The organism is Cupriavidus sp. 05T41 (genome assembly GCF_056396525.1).
Map to the genome: position 1 here is coordinate 19,568 of NZ_JBFTLQ010000004.1, position 18,506 is coordinate 38,073.

Sequence of the window (18,506 nt, forward strand, 5' to 3'; positions counted from 1 at the left end):
GGCACCGGATCCGGTGTGGTTCCCGTCGCGCTAGCGTGGTGGCGCCGCCAGCCTTGCCTTGAGGTGCGGCACCAGCCCGCCGGCCCGAAGCAGCGCGCGCAGGAATTCGGGAATCGCATCGCAGGCCACGCGGCTGCCGTCGGGCAACAGCAGCACCGAACGGTCGAGGTCGAGACGGGCCTGGGCGCCATCGGCCAGCCGCGAGGTATCGGCGCAGGTCAGCACCGGCAGGCCCAGGTTGATGGCGTTGCGATAGAACAGCCCGGCGAAGGAGGTCGCGACCACGGCCGCCACGCCAAGCTGGCGCAAGGCCTGCGGCGCCTGTTCGCGCGAAGAGCCCACGCCGAAGTTGCACCCTCCCACCAGCAGGTCGCCGGGCCGCACGCCGGCGGGAAACTCCGGGCGCAGCCCGGCCAGGCAGTGGCGCGCGATCTGTTCGATGCCGTCCTTCATATGGGCCCCGGGCGCCATCTGGTCGGTGTCCACGTTGTCGCCGAAGCGCCAGATGCGGCCGCCGGGCGGCGGCGGGACGGGAACCGGGCTCATGCCAGCATCTCGCGCGGATCGATGATCTTGCCGGCCACGGCGGAGGCCGCGACGGTCAGCGGGGAAGCCAGCCAGACCGCACTGCCGCTGTCGCCCATGCGACCGGCGAAATTGCGCGCGGTGGAGGCGATGGCGCGGCTGCCGGCCGGAAAGCGCGATGCGCCGTACCCGGCGCAGGCGTTGCAGGCGTTGGGCAGCAGGTGCGCGCCGGCGTCCAGCAGGGCGGCCAGCGTGCCTTCCCGCTCGGCTTGCTGCTGGTCGCGCAGCGAGGCGGGCGCCAGCTGCAGGCTCACGCCCGGCGCCACGCGCCGGCCGCGCAGCACGCTGGCGGCCATGCGCAGGTCTTCGAGCTTGGCGCCGGTGCAGGCGCCGAGGTAGGCGATATCCACCGCCTGGCCGGCAACCTCGCCGACCGGTCCGGTGTTGGCCGGCGAATGGGGCGCGGCCACCTGCGGCGCCAGCGCGCCGGCGTCGAAGCGGTGGCTTTCCAGCAGCGCGGCGCCGGGGTCGGTGCGCCAGTGCGCAAGGGCAATGGCGTCGAGGGTGGCGGCCGGCACGCCGGCCTCGGCCAGCCACGCCACGGTAGTGGCATCCGGCGCGATCAGGCCGGTCTGCGCGCCCAGTTCGGCGCTCATGTTGGACAGCGTCATGCGCTCCTGCATGGGCAGCGCGGCGACCGCCTCGCCAGCGTATTCGATGGCCTCGTAGCGACCGCCGCCCAGGCCCATCCGGCCGCACAGGAACAGCATGATGTCCTTGGCGCAAACCCCCGTGGCCAGCCTGCCGTCCCACTGCAGGCGGATGGTGTGCGGCACGCGCAGCCAGATTTCGCCGGTGGCCAGCACGCCCGCCATCTCGGTGGCGCCGATACCGAACATATAGGCACCGAAGGCGCCGCCCGTAGGGCTGTGGCTGTCGCCCCCGACGATAAAGCGCCCCGGCAGCACATGGCCATGCTCCGGCAGCACCACGTGGCAGATGCCCTTGCCGTCGATGAAGTGAGGCAGGCGCGCCTCGCGCACCCAGTCGCGGGTGAAGCGGACGATGGCCTCGGCCTCGGGATCGGCCGCGGGCACATAGTGGTCGGTCACCACCACATAGCGCTCGGGATCCCATATCTTGGCGCCCAGTTCGCGCAGCAGCGGCGCCACGCGGCGCGGCCCGCTGGAGTCGTGCGACATGGCCAGGTCCACCTGGCAGGTCACCACCGAGCCCGGCGCGACCGTGTCCAGTCCGGCGGCCCGGGCCACCAGCTTCTGGGCGAGCGTGGCCGGTACGTGGGGCGCCCCGGCGAGCGGCTTCATTCCGGGGTGGCTCCCGAGTACTTGACCACCTTGGCCCAGCGCTTGATGTCATCGCGCACGAAGGCCGCGAAAGCCTGCGGCGGATTGCCCACCGGTTGCGCGCCGTCCGTTTCCAGGCGCTTGCGCACCGAGGGCGATTCCAGGCCCTTGTGGGCGGCCTGGTAGAGCGCCTGCAGGACGTCCGGCGGCAGCGCGGCCGGGCCGAACAGGCCGAACCAGGCGGACGATTCGAAACCCTTCACCGTGTTGCCGATGGGCGCCGCGCCCGGAAACTGCGGCAGCGGCGCGGAACTGGTCACGCCCAGCACCTTGAGCTTGCCGCTCTTGACGTGGGGCAACACGTTGAAGGTGCTGGCGAACATCAGGTCGACCTGCCCGGCCAGCAGGTCGGTGATGGCCGGCGCGGTGCCCTTGTAGGGAATGTTGACGATATAGGTGCCCGTCATCATCTTGAACATGTCGCCGGCCAGGTGCACCGACGAGCCGACCGAGCCGATGGCGAAGTTCAGCTTGCCGGGCTTGCTCCTGGCCAGCCGGATCAGTTCGGGGATGTTGTTGGCGGGCAGGGCGGGCGTCGCCACCAGCACGCTCGGCACGCTTGCGACCAGCGTGATCGGGGTGAAATCCTGGATCGGGTCGAAGGGCAGCTTCTTGTACAGCGTGGCGTTGATGGTGTGGCTGGTGAAGCTCATCAGCAAGGTGGTACCGTCCGGCGCGCTCTTGGCAACCAGGTCGGCGGCGATATTGCCGCCGGCTCCCGGGCGGTTTTCCACCACCACGCTCTGCTCCAGCTCGCGCGCCATCTCCTGGGCGATGGTGCGCGCCAGCGTGTCGGTGGTGCCGCCCGCCGGTGCGCCCACCAGGATGCGGATGGGCTTGCCGCCGGCAATCTGGGCTGCCGGCGCGGGTCCCGCCAGCGCAAGGCTGGCGAGCGCACCCAGCAGCGCGAGCAGGGCGGTGCGTCGCGGCGGACGGTCAAGGCGCGGGAACGGAGGTCGGACCATGGAGGGAGCTGGCATCGCGGATTCCTTCAGGGAAAGCTCTGGAGTGCGCAGTATCGCCCGTCCCGGCCTATTCGCGCAGCCCCGTGCGTGCCTCGTTCTCCACCCAGACGTTGGCGCTGTCGCCGCCGGCCGGAGACAGCTCCATGCGATATTCGTAGCGGTCCGGCCGGTACTGGCCGAGCAGGAACTGCACCGGGCGCCCACCCTTGTCCAGCACCACGCGGCGCACTGCCAGCAGGGCGCCGCCCACCGGCACGTCCAGCAGCGGTGCCACCACCACGTCGGCCAGGCGGGCCGACAGCGTCTGGCTGGCGCGGCCCAGCTGCACGCCCGAGCCCTGCAGCAGGCGCAGCATCGGCGTGGTTTCGAGGTCCTTGCGGTTCAGGCCGCGGCCCAGTTCGGCCGGCAGGTAGGCGGTGATATGCGACAGCGGGCGGCTGGCGTAGTGACGCACGCGCACCACCTTGACGACCGGGTCGCCAGGCTGCAGGCCAAGTGCCTCGGCCACTTCCGGGGTGGCGTGGACGTCATCGATCGAAATCACCTTGACCGAGGTCTTCTGCCCCATGTCGATGATGTTGTCGAGCAGGCTGCCCGGGCGATCGCCTAGCGTGACAGGCTTGATCGGGTGCGGATTGACGAACGTGCCGAGGCCGCGGTGGCGGCGCACCAGGCCCTCCTGCACGAGGCGGTCGAACACGCGGCGCATGGTCACGCGCGATGCGTGGAACTGCTTGGCAAGGTCGATTTCGCCGGGCAAGGGGCCCTGGCCGAACCGCCCTTCGACGATCTGTTGGCGTAGTACCACGTAAATCTGGTGATACAGGGGAACGACGGCTTCACTCATGGTTTCCCTTGCGTGCGGGTGACAAGTCTCTAATAGGCTTAATGTACTTTAAATCAGACATAGAGCCTAGTTATGTCTCTAGTTGTGCCTTATTACACGCCCGCCTGGCCCCGGATCGTTGCGCGCACGCACCGCATATGAAGCCTGAGCCCTAATTGACGGAGGTATTGTCTGGTAACCGCAAGGCCATCGAAGCGCACCTCTTCACGTGCTGCCGGTCTTCACCCACAGGCCCGGATCGGCTGCATGCGGCGACCAGTGCACCGGCCGGGAGGCCTGTTTCAGTTGCGATACAGCGGCCGCTGCCGGGGGTTTTCCCTTGCGACCTGCCTTAAAGGCCTGATCGGCAGGGGTTATTGCGGCGCTTGCGCAGACCATTCGCGGTGACGTTGGATACGCGCTGTCACAGCCATGTGACATGTTGTGTGCGGCTCACAGCGGCGGCTCACGTGCAGGTGGCACGCAAATGATTCCCTGCCCGCCATGAATGCTTTGTAGCCCTTGTATTTCAAGGGATTGCCGCGCCGGCCGCAAGCGCTGGCACCGATTATGCGGAAAGGGAGGCTGGTTTGGCCGAAGTGCCTGACCCGCGCCTCCCACCGTCGTTCTCCCCGAGCGGCAGCGAGAGGCAGAGCCGCTGTAAATCCTCCTGGGAGCTTTGTATGAAAAAGACCTTACTTGCGTCGGCGATCACCCTAGCCCTTGGGGCTGGCGGTCAGGCCATGGCCAACCCGACGAATAACAATGACGTCAAGTGGAACGGCGACAACACGCAGACGGCCACTGCGACGTCCACTCAGTCCGGCGGTGGGGCTTCGGCAAATGAGAATTCCAATGCCTGGCAGGATAACAGCACAGCCACCAAGACAAGTACCGATACCCGTACTTCAACCAAGACTTCGACCTACACCTCCAACAAGACTTCAACCTCCAACAAGACCAATACCGACAACAAGGGCAAGGTGACCTTTGACGAAGGCTATGGCAATGCTGGCGCCAACAACGGCAGCTCGGCCACCGCCAACCTCAGCAACTCCTTCAACAGCAGCAAGGCCATTGCCATCAGCAAGCTGTCGGGCTCCGTCAGCGGCGTCAAGGTCTACGGCATCGGCAATACGGCTAGCAACTCCGGCAATGCCAACGGCGGCTGGGGCGGCAAGGGCGGCGCTGGCTATGGTGGCGACGGCAAGGGCGGCACCGGCGGCAATGGTGGCAATAGCGGCAACGGCGGCAGCGGCGGCAGCGGTGGCTCGGCTACCAACGGCAGCGCCACGGCTGGCGCTGCGTCCGCAGGCACCGCCAATGCTGGCCATGGCGGCAGCGGTGGCGACGCCAAGGGCTATGGCGGCGACGGCGGCGACGCCAAGGGCTACGGCGGCGGCGCGCTCAGCGCCAGCGTCGGCGTAGGCGGGCGCGGCGGCATCGCCAAGGGCTCCGGCGGCGACGCCTATGGTGCCAGCCTCTCCAGCGGCGGCAAGGCAGGTGGCGCGTGGGCCGGTGGCGGCAGCGCTGGCGGCCTGGCGGCAGCGGCGGGCGGCAGCAGCGGCTCGAAGTCGGGCAGCGGCGGCAATGGCTTCTTCGGCAACGGCGGCCCCGGCGGCACCAGCACGGCTGGTGCGGGCGGTGCAGGCTCCACCGGCGCCACCACCACCACGGCGGGCGCAGGGACTGCGACCGGCGGCGGAGGCGGCGGCTCGACCGCTGGCGCATCCAGCCCGACTGGCGGTGCAGGTACTGGCACGGGTGGCAATGGCGGAGCCGGCTCTGGCGGCACGTCCACGGCTAGCGGTGGCGCCGGCTCCGGCACGGGCGGCTATGGCGGTTCCCAGGTCAGCGTGGCCGGCAATGGCGGTAATGGCGGCAATGCAACCAGCGGCGGCGCTTCGACCCAGGCCAGCAATGGCAGCGCGACGGCCGGCAGCGGCGCGGTCGGCGCGGCTTCCGGTGCCGGTGGCGCTGGCGGCACGGGCAACGGCGGCACGGGCGGTGTTGGCAATGGCGCAGTGGGTGGAGCCGGCGGCGCCGGTGGCGCCAACTATGTCGATGCTGGCACCTTCAACATGTCCAACGCGATGAGCAGTGTCGGCCAGTCGGCCGCGGGCATCATGATCGCCAACCAAAACAGCGGCATGGCGTCGCTGGTGCAGCAAAGCGTCAATGTTCAGGCCAACCTGAACGTCGGCAAGTAAGGCAGGTGCGCGGCAGGGGCGCGCGCCGCGGGTGGATGGCCCGCGCGCGCTCCCTGCCGGCCCGGCTCGACTCCGGCAACTCAAGGCATCCCGGCGCGCGTCGCGTGCCGGGATGCCCATTCGACGAAGCGTCCACTCGTCTCTTGCGTGCCCGTTCGGATGGGGCGGCGGGCAGGAGGCCGAAGGAGACACCAAAATGCGATCGGTCCGCTTTGCTGTCACTGTCATGGCGACAGCCATCGTGGTCTGGCCTGGCTTGCAAGCCCTGGCCGAACCGTTGCCCGCCGGGCCATCCGCCGCAGTGCCTGCGGCAAGCACCGGACCCGCCCTGAACACCAGCGCGGCGGCCCCGGAACAGGTTCCTCCCGCAGCGGCGGGCGGTACGCAGCGCGGCGTGTTCGCCGGCCTGGGCAAGCCGGTTGCCAGCAACAAGCTCGACGATATCCGCGGCGGATCCGAACTGGTGGTCAACGACATGCGTCTGGCCGGCACCGTGGCCGACAACAGCGCGAACCGCATCATGAGCGGTGCCAACAGCATCGCCGACGGCTCGTTCGCCAGCGCCTCGGGCCTGCCCACTGTCATACAGAACTCGGGCTCCAACGTGCTGATCCAGAACGCCACGATCATCAACGTGCAGTTCAAGCCATGACGCTGCGCAAGCTGCTACTGCAGGCCACCCTGCTGCTGGCCGCGGCCGGCGCGCCGGTGGCGTGGGCCGACTATGCGATCGTTCCGGGCGACGGCAGCAATTTCTTCAGCGTGCGTGTCACCAGCCTCAAGGAGGCGCGCTACAAGACCACCATCCGCCAGCAGTACGATTTCAGCTGCGGCTCGGCGGCGGTGGCCACGTTGCTGACCTACCAGTACGGCTATCCGGTCAGCGAACAGGTTGTATTCGCCAACATGTTCGTCAACGGCGACCAGAACAAGATCCGGCAGGAGGGCTTCTCGCTGCTGGACATGAAGCGCTTCCTCGAGTCACGCGGCTTCCTCGCCGATGGCTATGAGCTGCCGCTGTCCAAGCTGGAGGAAACCCAGATCCCCGCCATCGTGCTGGTGGTCGAGAACGGCTACCACCATTTCGTGGTGATCAAGGGCGTCCACGGCAACCGCGTGCTGATCGGTGACCCGGCGCTCGGTACGCGCGCAATCTCGCGCGAGCATTTCGAATCGATCTGGGACAGCCAGTTGCTGTTCGTCATCCACAACCGCGAGGATTCGGCGCGCTTCAATCTCGCGGCCGACTGGCGCATTGCGCCTACCGGCCCTTACTCCATGGGTATCAACCGGGATAGTCTGTTCTTCACTGTCATGCCCTCGCATGGCAGTAGCGACTTCTAAGGAACGCATCATGTTCCAGACATCCTCGAAGCCCGCGCACTCCCGCCGCAGTGGGGCCGGTCCGGCCACGGCGATGGTGCTGCTGGGCGCAGGCCTGGCCTGCGCCGGGCATGCGCGGGCCGACGAAGGCACGGGGCTCGAAGCGCTCGACACGCGCGGCGCTCCCGATGCCGCCGGCTTCACGGTCACGCCCGCCGCTCAGGCGGAACCTTCCAATCCTTACCTGGCGGCGGCGCTCGGCAACATGGCCGGGCGGACCCCGGCGTCGCTGGACATCGAGGCCCTGCCGGCCGCGCAGGCGGAAGAGCCGCCGGCCGCCCTCATCGCGCGTACCGCGCATGCCGCCGATGCAGCAGATATGGCTCCGGCAACCGCCGCCGTGGCCGGCGTCGCGATGGCCGATGCCGCGGACACGCGCGCGGCGGTCGCGCTGCCGGCCCCGGACACGCCGCCGGCTTTGGCGGCGACCGGCGACAGCGTGGCCAAGGCCGCCGCGCCCGCGCCTGAACGCGCGGTGCTCGCGCCACGAGATGACACAGCCGCCCGGAAGCCGGCTGCCCCGCAACAGCATCTGCAGGATCCGCGCGGCGGCTTCGCCGAAGCGGCACGCCCGGCGCCGCAGACGATCGAGGCCATCGTGGCAGCGGCGGTGCCGCCCGCCGCCCAGGAGAGTCCCCAGGCCCAGACCCCCCATGTGCACGCCGCGCGCAGCACCATGGCGAGCTGGAAGCCGGTGGAGAAGGACCGCCTCGACGACCTGCGCGGCGGCTTCGACGTGGGTGCCGGCCTGCAGGTTTCGTTCGGCATCCAGCGTGCCGTGTACATCAACGGTGCCCTGGTGGTGTCGACCAGCCTCACCATTCCCGACATAAGCCGCATCACCGCCAGCCAGGCCTCGCAGCTGGCGGCCGCGCTTGGCGTGGCGACCGGCGCCGGTGCCGCGGCCGCCGCGACGGTCAACCATGCGCTCGCCTCCAACCCGGTGACCGGCGGCGGCGGTGCCGCACAGGGCGGCAATGGCAGCAGCAGTACCAGCACGGGCGCCAGCGCGGCGGGCGTGGCGATGACCAGCCTGCCCGCTTCGGTGGTGTCCTCGGGCGCGGCCACGGTGACGACCAACGGTGTCATGAGCCTGATACAGAACGGGCCGGGCAACAGCGCCGCCGCCAGCGCACTGGCCGGTTCGCCGGCAACGGTAATTCAGAACTCGCTGAGTAACCAGTCGATACAGAACCTGGTGACGATCAACGCTGGAGTCAACACCTTGCAGGCATTCCGCGCGCAGGTGGCCAACCAGACCTTAAGCAACGCGCTGCTAGGCGCAGCAGGCCGGCGTTGAAGCCAGGCCGCCGCAACGGCAACGGACAAGCAGTGGATAAGCGGTAGAAAGCAGTAGAAAGCTGTAGAGAGCCGTAGAGAGAAGCTGGCAGTACGGAGAAAGGCTGTATGCGGTAAGCAGGTTGCGGACTCCTGCTCCAAGCAGTCCGCCGTCCGGGGGAGGAAGGCGAAATGAAAAACGGGTCGCTGCGCGGCATCCGGCAGGCCGGGTGTTCGACATTGCTGTTGCTCGGGGGCATGGCGCAAGGCCAGACCCCGCCAGACGACGGGCCGACCGCGGCAAAGCTGGACCAGCTCAAGCGCGCGGTGGCCGAGCAGGCCGCCGCGCTCGAGGCGATGAAGCGGTCCATGGCGGAGCAGGAAGCCACCATCCGCGAGTTGCGCAGCGTACTGGGCACGGATGTGCTGGCGCGCAAGCGTGGCGGCCAGCGCCCGCCGGGCACTAGCCCCGCGCCAGCGGCCGAAGACGCGGCCACCAATGCCGCGGCCGCACCGGCGGCCGCGCCAGGCACGCCCGGCGCGCAGGACGCGGGCAACGCCGCCATGCAGGAGAACGCCACGGCGCAAGCCGCGCAGGTGCAGCTGGCGCAGGCCGGCGACGAGCAGCCCGTGGGCAAGCCGCCGGAGGAAAGGACGCCGCCGCCGGCGATCGCGCCTATCTTCGACCAGCCCGGCGTGCTCACGCCGGTGGGCAAGCTGGTGGTCGAGCCGAGCTTCCAGTATGGCTATTCGTCCAACGATCGCGTGGCCCTGGTCGGCTATACCATCATCCCGGCCCTGCTGATCGGCCTCATCGACGTGCGCCAGGTCAAGACCTCGACCTATATCGAGGCGGTGGCGTTCCGCTACGGCCTCACCAAGCGGCTGGAACTCGAAGCCAAGGTGCCCTACGTACAGACCTCGGGCTCGACTGTCAGCCGCGAAGTCTTTACCGGCACGGCGGTCGACAACGTCTTCAATTCCAGCGGCAAGGGCATCGGCGACGTGGAGGCGACACTGCGCTACCAGATCAACTACGGCAACGAGAAGATGCCGTACTTCGTCGGCTGGCTGCGCTACAAGTCCAGCACCGGCAAGAGCCCGTTCGACGTGGTGACCGATTGCGTGACGCGCTGCGTGGGCAATACCACCGGCACCGGGCTGCCGCTGGGCCTGCCCACCGGCACCGGCTTCCAGGCCATCCAGCCCGGCGTCACCTGGCTGCTGCCAAGCGATCCGGCGGTGTTCTTCGGCACCTTCAGCTATCTGCACAATTTCGCGCGCGACAACGTCAGCCGCACCGTGCTCAATGGCCAGCAGGAGAACCTCGGCAAGATCGCGCCGGGCGACATCTTCGGCTTCAACTTCGGTATCGGCCTGTCGCTGAACGAACATGCCTCGTTCAGTATCGGCTACGACCAGAGCATCATCTGGCCGACCAAGCAGAACGGGCAGACGGTGGCGGGCTCCGTGCGCGTGACGCAGGGCACCCTGCTGGTAGGGTATTCGTACCGCTTCAACAGCCGCTACACGCTGAACGTCTCCGTCGGCGCGGGGCTCACGCAGGACACGCCGAACCTGACGGTGACCTTGCGCCTGCCGATCACGTTCTGAGGCAGGTGGCGCACATGGTACAGCGCGGGTACAGCGCGAGGTGACGCCGGGCCGGCATGTGACGGAGGGCGCCTTGCGCTGGCCACGCGGCTGGCGTACAAATGAAGAACCCCGTCCCCAGGGCGGATACGGATGCACCTCCACCGGACGTTCTCTCGTCCAGGCGTGATGGCGACTCCGCATGCACACTGCTGCCGGGATGGCCCGAAAATGGCCTGTAATGGCCTGAAGCGAGGAGAGAGTCATGCGCAAACGCATCTTCTGGTTGTTGCCCGATCTGGCGAGTGCCCGCCGCACCATGGACGATCTGCTGCTGGCGCGCATCGAGAACAGTCATATCCACTTCATCGCGCGCGACGGCGCCGATATGACCGGCCTGCATGAAGCCAACCTGTTCCAGACCTCCGACATCGTGCATGCTGCCGAGATGGGCCTGATGGTCGGCGGCGGCATCGGCATCATCGCCGGCGCGCTGGTGGCCATGTTTCCCATCGTCAGCGATACGCCACAATGGGGGCTGGTGGGCGTGCTCGCCGTGCTGGGCGCGGTGTTCGGGGCGTGGGCCTCGAGCATGATCGGCTGCTCCGCGCCGAACAGCCGCCACAAGGCCTTCGAAAAAGAAATCGAGGAGGGCAAGATCCTGCTGATGGTGGACGTGCCGCGCGGGCGCATCGAAGAAATCGAAGCCCTGCTGGAAGCGGCCCATCCGGAAGCCCGCTTTGCCGGCCTCGATCCCGCCGTACCCGCCTTTCCCTGAGTTTCGGCGCGGGGCCGCCCCGGCCCCGCGTTCCGCCTTGCACGCGCCCGGCGCCAGCGTCGGGCGCGTCCTGCCGCGCCCTGGCTTCCTCCCTCCTTGCTCCTCCCTCCGCTCTCTTTCGCTTTCCCGTTGCCGCGCGATCGCCGCGCACGCCTTGCCGCAGTCATCCGGTTTGCAACAGCCAGTTTGCCGAATGGCACGTCTTTGAGGTAATTTGCGTGCAGCCGCTTCATCGCATGAAGCGCGCCATGAAAACAGAGCAAAGCGAAAGCAAGACGATTCGCAAGCGAAAAAAGGGGTCGGAGATGAGGACAACACGGATCGCGCGCGGCCTGCTGGCCGCCGCGCTGATAGCGGCCGCGCCGCTGGCGCAGGCGGAGCCAGGCATCAGCAAGGGCACCATCAGGATCGGGCAGTCGGCGGGCGTCACCGGCCCGGTGGCGGGGTCGGTCAAGGAGCAGATCGCCGGCGCCCAGGTCTACCTGAGCACGGTCAACGCCAATGGCGGCGTAGCCGGCCGGCGCATCGAGCTGGTGACCTACGATGACGGCTTCGACGCCAAGCGCACGCCCGGCAACGTGCGCAAGCTGGTGCTGGAGGACAAGGTGTTCGCGCTGTTCATGGTGCGCGGCACGCCGCAGAACGAAAGCATCCTGCCCATCATCAACGCCGAGAAGGTGCCGCTGGTGGCGCCGCTGACCGGTGCCATCACGCTGCACCGCCCGGTCAACCGCTACGTGTTCAACGTGCGCGCCAAGTACCAGGACGAGGTGGCCCGCGCGATCAACCACCTCGCCACCTCGGGCATGAACCGCATCGCCATCTACTACGCCAGCGACGGCTTCGGCCAGGACGTATTCGAAGGCTTCAGCACCGCGCTGCAGGCGCGCGGGGTCCAGCCCGCGGCGAGCGCCTCGTTCGCGCGCCCGATGGGCGACATCCAGGCAGGCGTGGCCACCATCAACAAGGCTAATCCGCAGGCGGTGCTGGTGATCGGCTCGGGCTCGGAGGCGGCGCGCCTGATCAGGGAGATGCGCCGCGCCGGCAGCCAGGCGCAGTTCGTCACGCTGTCCAACAACGCGGCCGATTCCTTTATCAAGGAGCTTGGCGAAGACGCGCGCGGCCTGATCATCACGCAGGTGGTGCCAGGCACCAACTCCAGCCAGATGAGCATTGCCAGCGAATACCGCAGCCAGGCGCGCCAGCAGGGCGTGGAGCCGAGCAATGCCGGCATGGAAGGCTTCATGTCGGCCAAGGTGCTGGTCGAAGGCCTGCGCCGCGCGGGGCCGGAGCCCACGCGCGAACGGCTGGTCGGCGCGCTCGAGAGCCTGCGCGACTTCGACCTGGGCGGCATCCTGATCAGCTACAGCCCTGCGCGGCACACCGGCTCGTCGTTCGTCGAGATGTCGATCGTCTCGTCCACCGGCAAGCTGATCCGCTGAACTGCCGTTCGGGTGGTCGGGTGGTCGGGTGGATCGGGTGGGGCGGGGCTGCGGTATAGTCGCCGGATGGCTATCTCACCCCTGAACCCACCCGCCAGCTCGCCCTTCTCGCTGCACGGCCGCGTGGCGCTGGTCACCGGCGGCGCGCAAGGCCTCGGCCTGGCGATCGCGGCCGCCCTGCGCCAGGCCGGCGCCCACGTGATCATTGCCGCGCGCAACGCCGCGCGCGTGCATGCCGCCGTGGCGCAGCTCTCGCCAGCAGGCGAAGACAGCGCCGGCGGCGCCGAAGCGCTGGTGCTCGACATTACCGACGAGGCCGCCGGCGCCGCCGCCTTCGCGCGCATCGACGCCAGCCACGGCCGGCTCGATATCCTCGTCAACAATGCCGGCGCGCGCAAGCGCAGCAATATGGCGCATCTCGATGCCGCCGACCTGCGCGAGATGCTGGAGACCAACCTGGTCGCGCCCTACGCGCTGTGCCGCCACGCCGCGCAGCTGATGCGCCGCGGCGGCTACGGCCGCATCATCAATGTCAGCTCGATCGCGGGCCAGGTTGCACGTGCCAATGACGTGCTCTACCCCGCCACCAAGGGCGGCCTCGATGCACTCACGCGCGCCATGGCCGCCGACCTTGGCCGCGATGGCGTGACCGTCAATGCGATCGCGCCCGGTTACTTCGCCACCGAGCCAAACCAGCCGATGGTGGCGGATGCGAGCGTGTCGGAATGGCTGCGCCAGCGCACCGCGCTCGGCCGCTGGGGCCAGCCGGAAGAAATCGCCGGCGCGGCGGTATTCCTCGCGTCGCCGGCCGCCTCCTATGTCACCGGCCATGTACTGGCGGTCGACGGCGGCTATCTCGCGCATTTCTGAGGCAGCGGTGCCGCTCAGCGCGCCCGTCCGCGCTGGAAGTGCGCCTGCACGGCTTCGATCATCGCCGCGGCGGCCGCGGAATCGCCGCGGTCCTTGAGCCGTACCAGGCAGATGTCGCGCACCAGCGATGGCAACTGCAGCGGACGGATCGCCAGGCCCTCCTGCTGGAACTGGAACAGTGCCAGCGCCGGCACCACCGTCACGCCCAGCCCCGCGGCCACCAGCGCCGCCACGGTCGCCAGGTGCTCCACCTCCATCACGCCGTTGAGCTTGAGCGGATGCAGCGCGGCGTCCAGGTGCTGGCGCACGCTGCTGGTACGCGACAGCTGGATGAAGGGCAGCCCCGCCAGTGCCTGCGGCGCCACGCGCTTGCGCCGCGCCAGCGGATGGCTGGCCGGGCACACCAGGTGGAAGCGGTCCGCCACCAGCGGCTCGACGCGCAGGTCGCTGTCCTGCGCCGGCGCGGGCGCCAGCGCGAAATCGGCCCGCCCGCGCCTGACCATCTCGATGCAGCCGTCCGCGAGCAGGTCGAACAGCTCGATGGAGATGCCCGGATAGCGCTGGTGGAACGCGGCCAGCAGCGGCGGCAGGTCGCCGGCCGCCAGCGAGGGCAGGGCCGCGATCGATACCCGCCCCTTGCGGCGCTCGGCATGATCGCGCAGCTCTGCGAACGCCGTCTCGAAATCCGCCAGCAGGCGCACCGCCACTTCCTCGAATCGCCGGCCTTCCACGCTCAGTTCCACATGGCGCGTGGTGCGCTCGAACAGGCGCGTGCCGGCCTGTTCCTCCAGCGTCTGGATCAGCGCGCTGAAGGCCGATTGCGACAGGTGGCAGGCCTGCGCGGCGCGTGTGAAGTTTCGATGCTCCACCAGCGCCACGAAGGCGCGCAAGTGTTTGACGGACAGGTTCATCGGCGGGGGCGAGGGTACTGGCGGTACCGGCGGTATCAGTGGTTGGCGGGCGTTTGGCGGGCGCCCGGGGCACGCCTGCAGGCGTGCGGCGCAAAGCGTACTTCCCGTGCATCCGCTTTTATCTGCCAAATCGATAGATTAATCCAAATTATCCGTTTTTCGGAGCAGGCTGGCAGGTCTAGAATCCATTCACGGTGGCGGCCTCGTGCGCACCGTCCTTGCCACCCGGGTTTGCGCCCGCCTCACCAGGCTTCGTCCCATGACTGCTTCCGCTCCCGCCCCCGGACCTTTGCTGATCGGCTCCGGTGCCGGCTTCTCCGGCGACCGCACGGATGCCGCCCTCCCCGTGGTGCGCACCATGATCGCGGCGGGCGGCCCCGCCGTGCTGATGTTCGAGACCCTGGCCGAGCGCACGCTGGAGCTGGCCCAGCTGGCCCGGCGCAACGATCCCGCCCAAGGCTACGAACCGCTGCTCGACGCGCTGCTCGCGCCGGTCCTGGGGCTGTGCCTGGCCAACGGCATTCCCATCGTCGGCAACTTCGGCGCCGCCAACCCGCGCGCCGCCGCCGCACGCGTGCGCGCGCTGGCCGCCGAGCTTGGCCTGGCGGCACCGCGCGTGGCGGTGGTCGAAGGCGACGACCTTGCGGACGATGCCGGCCGCGCCGTGCTGCGCCAGATCGTCGGCAGCGGCTTTCCGGAGACGCGCTTCGTCTGCGCCAACGCCTACATCGGCGCGCGCGGCATCGCGGACGCGCTCACCGACGGCGCGCAGGTGGTGGTGTGCGGCCGCGTGGCCGACCCGGCGCTGGCGGTCGGCCCGGCCATGGCGCATTTCGGCTGGTCGTGGGACGATTGGGACCGGCTGGCGCGCGCCACCATGGCCGGCCACCTGCTCGAGTGCGGCGCCCAGGTCACCGGCGGCTACTTTGCCGATCCCGGCATGAAGGACGTACCCGATGTGCATGCCGTCGGCTACCCGATCGTGCGCCTGGATGCCGACGGCAATATCGAGGTCGGCAAGGCCGCGGATACCGGCGGCTGCGTGGACCTGCGCACCGTCAAGGAGCAGTTGCTGTACGAAGTGCACGACCCCGCCGCCTACCTCACCCCCGACGTGGTCGCGGACATCAGCCAGGCCACCGTCGAGCAGCTGGGCCCGGACCGCGTGGCGGTGCGCAATGTGCGCGGCCGCGAACGGCCGGAACAGCTCAAGGCCAACCTGTTCTACCAGGGCGGCTGGATCGCCGAAGGCGAGATCTCCTATGCCGGCCCCAATGCCGCGGCGCGCGCGCGCCTGGCCGCGGAGATCGTGCGCAAGCGCATGAACCTGCTTGGCTACAGCGTGCCGATACGCTTCGACCTGATCGGCGTGTGCAGCGTGTTCGCCGACGACGGCGGCCGGCTGCTGCAGCAGGCCCTGCCCGGTGAGACGCAGGCGCAGGACGTGCGCCTGCGCGCCGCGCTCGCGCATGAGGACAAGCCGGTGGCGCAGGCGCTGCTGCGTGAGGTCAATGCGCTCTATACCTGCGGCCCCGCGGGCGGCGGCGGCGTGCGTACCGCGCTGCGCGCACGCCTGAACGCCATGTCCTGCCTGGTGCCGCGCGCCGCCGTCAACGCAAGCCATACCCTGCTGCCATGAACACTGCCACTACCGATGCCGCCGACAATATCGCCCTGTACCAGCTCGCGCACGGGCGCACTGGCGACAAGGGCGACCGCTCCAATATCAGCGTGATTGCCTACGATCCGCGCGATTTCGATCATCTCGCCGCCCACGTCACCGAAGACGCGGTGGCCGCGCTGTTCGCCCATCGCCAGCCGTCGGCCGTCAAGCGCTACCTGGTGCCTTCGCTGCAGGCGATGAACTTCGTCATCGACGGCGTGCTGGACGGCGGCGTCAACGATGCGCTCAACCTCGACACGCATGGCAAGGCACTGGCCTTCCTGCTGCTGCAGCTGGAGATTCCCTTGCCGCCGAGGCTGGCCGGCGCGGGCTGAACGGCCAGGCGCACGCGCAACGATATTGGCAACGACATTCGCGACGAGATTCGCGACGAGATTCGCACTCAACAACCACAACGAAGCCAGATTCCAACAGGAGACTCAAGATGTCCGCATACACCAAGCCCGCTTCCGCCATGAAGGTGGTCACCGGCATCGCCGCCGCGGCGCTCGCGCTGCTGGCGGGGCCTGCGCATGCGGAGTTCCCGGACAAGCCGATCCGCTTCGTGGTGCCGTTCGCTGCCGGCAGCGCCACCGACCAGCTCGCGCGCGCGATCGGCCAGGCCATCACGGTGGACGCCAAGGTCACGGTGGTGGTCGACAACAAGCCGGGCGCCAACGGCTTCATCGCCGCCAGCGACGTGGCCAAGGCCGGCCCGGACGGCTACACCGTGCTGATCACCACCAACACCACGCATGCCGCCAACGAGCACCTGTTCAAGAAGCTGCCCTACGATCCGGTCAAGGACTACTCGCCCATCAGCGCGCTCGGCCGCGGCGGCCAGATCATGGTGGTGAATCCGCAACTGCCGGTCAACAGCGTGGGCGACTTCATCGCGCTGGCCAAGAAGGAACCCGGCAAGCTCAGCTTCGGCAGCGGCAGTTCCTCCTCGCGCATCGCGGGCGAGCTGTTCCAGCAGATGGCGCATGTGCAGTTGCTCCATGTGCCGTACAAGAGCAACCCGCTGGCGGTGACCGACCTGCTCGGCAACCAGATCCAGATGATGATCACCGACACCGCCACCGGCCTGCCGCAGGTCAAGAGCGGCAAGCTCAAGGCGCTGGGCGTGTCGGGCAAGACGCGTTCGCCGCTGGCGCCCAATGTACCGACCATCGACGAGGCCGGAGTCAAGGGCTATGAGATGAGCTACTGGTTCGCGGCCTACGCGCCGGCCAAGACGCCGCAACCGGTCGTCGACAAGCTCCATGCGATGCTGGTGAAGGCAGCCAGGAGCGACACCGCCGCAAGCTTCTACCAGTCTACGGGGACGGATGTGTTCACCAGCTCGCCGGCCGAGCTGGCCAAGTTCCAGGCCGCGGAATCGGCCAAGTGGGGCAAGATCATCAAGGCGGCCAATATCCAGCCGGAGTGAACCGGGGCAGCGCTGCGGCCTTTCATGCATGAACGCCTCCCGTGACCGGGAGGCGTTTTTCGTTGCCGCCGGCCGTGCGCAGGCAGCCTTCCCGCCCGCCGATGCCGCGCTGCCCGTGCCGGATGGCCGGCGCGGCACGGAGCGCGCGCTCACATATGCGCGAGCCGCCGCGTCGCGCACTTTGCGCCGATAATGCAGCTCTGGAAGTCGCCCCCAATTTCCATGGAGCGCAGCATGAGCGTGCCTTGCCCCGCCGGCCGTCGCCGGACCGCAGTATCCCTGATCGCAGCCCTTGCCTTTGCCGGCGCGCCCGCCCTGGCGCCCGCCCAGAGCCCGGCGGCGGCGTCCCCGCCGGCCCAGCTCAGGACGCAGGTGCCCGGCTATTACCGCATGATGTTCGGCCAGTTCGAAGTGACCGCGTTGTACGACGGCTATGTCGACCTCGACACCAAGGTGTTCAAGTACAGCAGCCCCGGCGAAGTGCAGCGCTTGCTGGCGCGCATGTTCGTGGCCACGACGCCGGGCATGCAGACCGCGGTCAATGCCTACCTGGTCCACACCGGCAAGAACCTGGTGCTGGTCGATACCGGCACCGCGGCTTGCTTCGGCCCCACGCTGGGGCGCGTCGTGGAGAACCTGCGCGCCGCGGGTTATGCGCCCGGGCAGGTCGATACCGTGCTGCTCACCCACTTGCATCCCGACCATGCCTGCGGCCTGATGGCCGACGGCAAGCCGGTGTTCGCCAACGCCACGGTGTATGTCGACAAGGCCGACGCGGCCTACTGGCTGGACGAAGCCACGGCGGCGCGCGCGCCGCAGGATGCCCAGCCGTTGTTTGCCATGGCGCGCGCCGCCGTCGCGCCCTACCAGGCCAGCGGCCGGCTGCGCACCTATGCCGCCGGAGCCGAACTGCTACCCGGCGTGAGCGCCGTGCCGGCGCACGGCCATACACCTGGCCACAGCGGCTACCTGTTCAGGTCGGCCGACCACGGCATGTTGTTCTGGGGCGATCTCGTGCACAGCCATGCGGTGCAGTTCCGCCGGCCGGAGGTGGCGATGGAGTTCGACGTGGACAGCCGCCAGGCCGTGACCACGCGCAAGGCGCTTTTTGCGCAAGCCGCGCGCGGCCAGCTGTGGGTGGCCGGCGCGCACCTGCCGTTCCCGGGCATCGGCCATGTGCGCGCGGAGGGCAAGGGCTACGCCTGGGTGCCGGTGGAGTACGGGCCGCTGCGTACCGACAGGTAGGGCGCCGCCCCGGTCTGGTGC

Annotated in this window: 17 protein-coding genes; 12 read left to right on the forward strand and 5 right to left on the reverse strand. The window is 68.9% G+C overall.

Going from position 1 to position 18,506, the window contains the following annotated elements; all coding sequences use genetic code 11:
• Window positions 1–30: 30 nt before the first annotated feature.
• Genes AC1DKV_RS03115 through AC1DKV_RS03130 form a run of 4 tightly spaced genes read right to left on the reverse strand, consistent with a single transcriptional unit; the run spans window position 31 to window position 3,701 of the window.
• Window positions 31–546 carry a LeuD/DmdB family oxidoreductase small subunit gene (locus tag AC1DKV_RS03115; protein WP_441617150.1) on the reverse strand — a complete coding sequence of 172 codons (516 nt, stop codon included), beginning with the start codon at window positions 544–546 and terminating at the stop codon, window positions 31–33.
• Window positions 543–1,850, reverse strand: coding sequence for a 3-isopropylmalate dehydratase large subunit (locus AC1DKV_RS03120; RefSeq protein ID WP_441617152.1), 1,308 nt, complete (start codon window positions 1,848–1,850; stop codon window positions 543–545). The genes AC1DKV_RS03115 and AC1DKV_RS03120 overlap by 4 nt, the downstream gene beginning before the upstream one ends.
• Complete coding sequence (locus AC1DKV_RS03125) at window positions 1,847–2,869, reverse strand: tripartite tricarboxylate transporter substrate binding protein (RefSeq protein WP_441617154.1); 1,023 nt, start codon at window positions 2,867–2,869, stop codon at window positions 1,847–1,849. Before AC1DKV_RS03125 ends, AC1DKV_RS03120 begins: the two co-directional genes overlap by 4 nt.
• A gap of 52 nt (window positions 2,870–2,921) precedes the next feature.
• Window positions 2,922–3,701, reverse strand: a complete 780-nt coding sequence (locus AC1DKV_RS03130) for a GntR family transcriptional regulator (protein WP_441617156.1) — start codon at window positions 3,699–3,701, stop codon at window positions 2,922–2,924.
• A 662-nt stretch (window positions 3,702–4,363) separates the two neighbouring features.
• Here AC1DKV_RS03130 and AC1DKV_RS03135 point away from each other — a divergent pair.
• The 8 genes from AC1DKV_RS03135 to AC1DKV_RS03170 all read left to right on the forward strand — a co-directional run bounded on the left by AC1DKV_RS03135 (window position 4,364) and on the right by AC1DKV_RS03170 (window position 13,234).
• A complete protein-coding gene (locus AC1DKV_RS03135) occupies window positions 4,364–5,890 on the forward strand; it encodes a hypothetical protein (protein ID WP_441617158.1) in 1,527 nt (508 codons plus the stop codon).
• A 196-nt stretch (window positions 5,891–6,086) separates the two neighbouring features.
• Window positions 6,087–6,542: a hypothetical protein gene (locus AC1DKV_RS03140; protein WP_441617160.1), complete on the forward strand. Its 456-nt coding sequence runs from the start codon at window positions 6,087–6,089 to the stop codon at window positions 6,540–6,542.
• A complete protein-coding gene (locus AC1DKV_RS03145) occupies window positions 6,539–7,234 on the forward strand; it encodes a C39 family peptidase (protein ID WP_441643339.1) in 696 nt (231 codons plus the stop codon). Before AC1DKV_RS03140 ends, AC1DKV_RS03145 begins: the two co-directional genes overlap by 4 nt.
• Window positions 7,235–7,244: 10 nt before the next feature.
• Window positions 7,245–8,573: a hypothetical protein gene (locus AC1DKV_RS03150; RefSeq protein WP_441643340.1), complete on the forward strand. Its 1,329-nt coding sequence runs from the start codon at window positions 7,245–7,247 to the stop codon at window positions 8,571–8,573.
• 170 nt (window positions 8,574–8,743) lie between these two features.
• Window positions 8,744–10,165: an acetate kinase gene (locus tag AC1DKV_RS03155; RefSeq protein WP_441617166.1), complete on the forward strand. Its 1,422-nt coding sequence runs from the start codon at window positions 8,744–8,746 to the stop codon at window positions 10,163–10,165.
• A 244-nt stretch (window positions 10,166–10,409) separates the two neighbouring features.
• A complete protein-coding gene (locus AC1DKV_RS03160) occupies window positions 10,410–10,922 on the forward strand; it encodes a DUF1269 domain-containing protein (protein ID WP_441617168.1) in 513 nt (170 codons plus the stop codon).
• Between the two features lie 305 nt (window positions 10,923–11,227).
• Entirely contained in the window at window positions 11,228–12,364 is a 1,137-nt protein-coding gene (locus AC1DKV_RS03165; protein ID WP_441617170.1) for an ABC transporter substrate-binding protein, read from the forward strand.
• A gap of 66 nt (window positions 12,365–12,430) precedes the next feature.
• A complete protein-coding gene (locus AC1DKV_RS03170; protein WP_441617172.1) occupies window positions 12,431–13,234 on the forward strand; it encodes an SDR family oxidoreductase in 804 nt (267 codons plus the stop codon).
• Between the two features lie 14 nt (window positions 13,235–13,248).
• Here the strand turns inward: AC1DKV_RS03170 and AC1DKV_RS03175 are convergent, their stop codons facing one another.
• Window positions 13,249–14,145, reverse strand: coding sequence for a LysR family transcriptional regulator (locus tag AC1DKV_RS03175; RefSeq protein WP_441617173.1), 897 nt, complete (start codon window positions 14,143–14,145; stop codon window positions 13,249–13,251).
• 259 nt (window positions 14,146–14,404) lie between these two features.
• Here AC1DKV_RS03175 and AC1DKV_RS03180 point away from each other — a divergent pair, with 259 nt between their 5' ends.
• The 4 genes from AC1DKV_RS03180 (at window position 14,405) to AC1DKV_RS03195 (ending at window position 18,485) form a co-directional block, all read left to right on the forward strand.
• A complete protein-coding gene (locus AC1DKV_RS03180; protein ID WP_477137463.1) occupies window positions 14,405–15,784 on the forward strand; it encodes an acyclic terpene utilization AtuA family protein in 1,380 nt (459 codons plus the stop codon).
• Window positions 15,781–16,143: an AtuA-related protein gene (locus AC1DKV_RS03185; protein WP_441617177.1), complete on the forward strand. Its 363-nt coding sequence runs from the start codon at window positions 15,781–15,783 to the stop codon at window positions 16,141–16,143. Before AC1DKV_RS03180 ends, AC1DKV_RS03185 begins: the two co-directional genes overlap by 4 nt.
• 110 nt (window positions 16,144–16,253) lie before the next feature.
• On the forward strand, window positions 16,254–17,240 hold the full coding sequence (locus AC1DKV_RS03190; protein WP_441617179.1) for a Bug family tripartite tricarboxylate transporter substrate binding protein: 987 nt from the start codon (window positions 16,254–16,256) through the stop codon (window positions 17,238–17,240).
• Window positions 17,241–17,474: 234 nt separating this feature from the next.
• Window positions 17,475–18,485 (forward strand): MBL fold metallo-hydrolase, encoded by a 1,011-nt coding sequence (locus AC1DKV_RS03195; protein WP_441617181.1) that lies wholly within the window; start codon window positions 17,475–17,477, stop codon window positions 18,483–18,485.
• Window positions 18,486–18,506 lie beyond the last annotated feature (21 nt).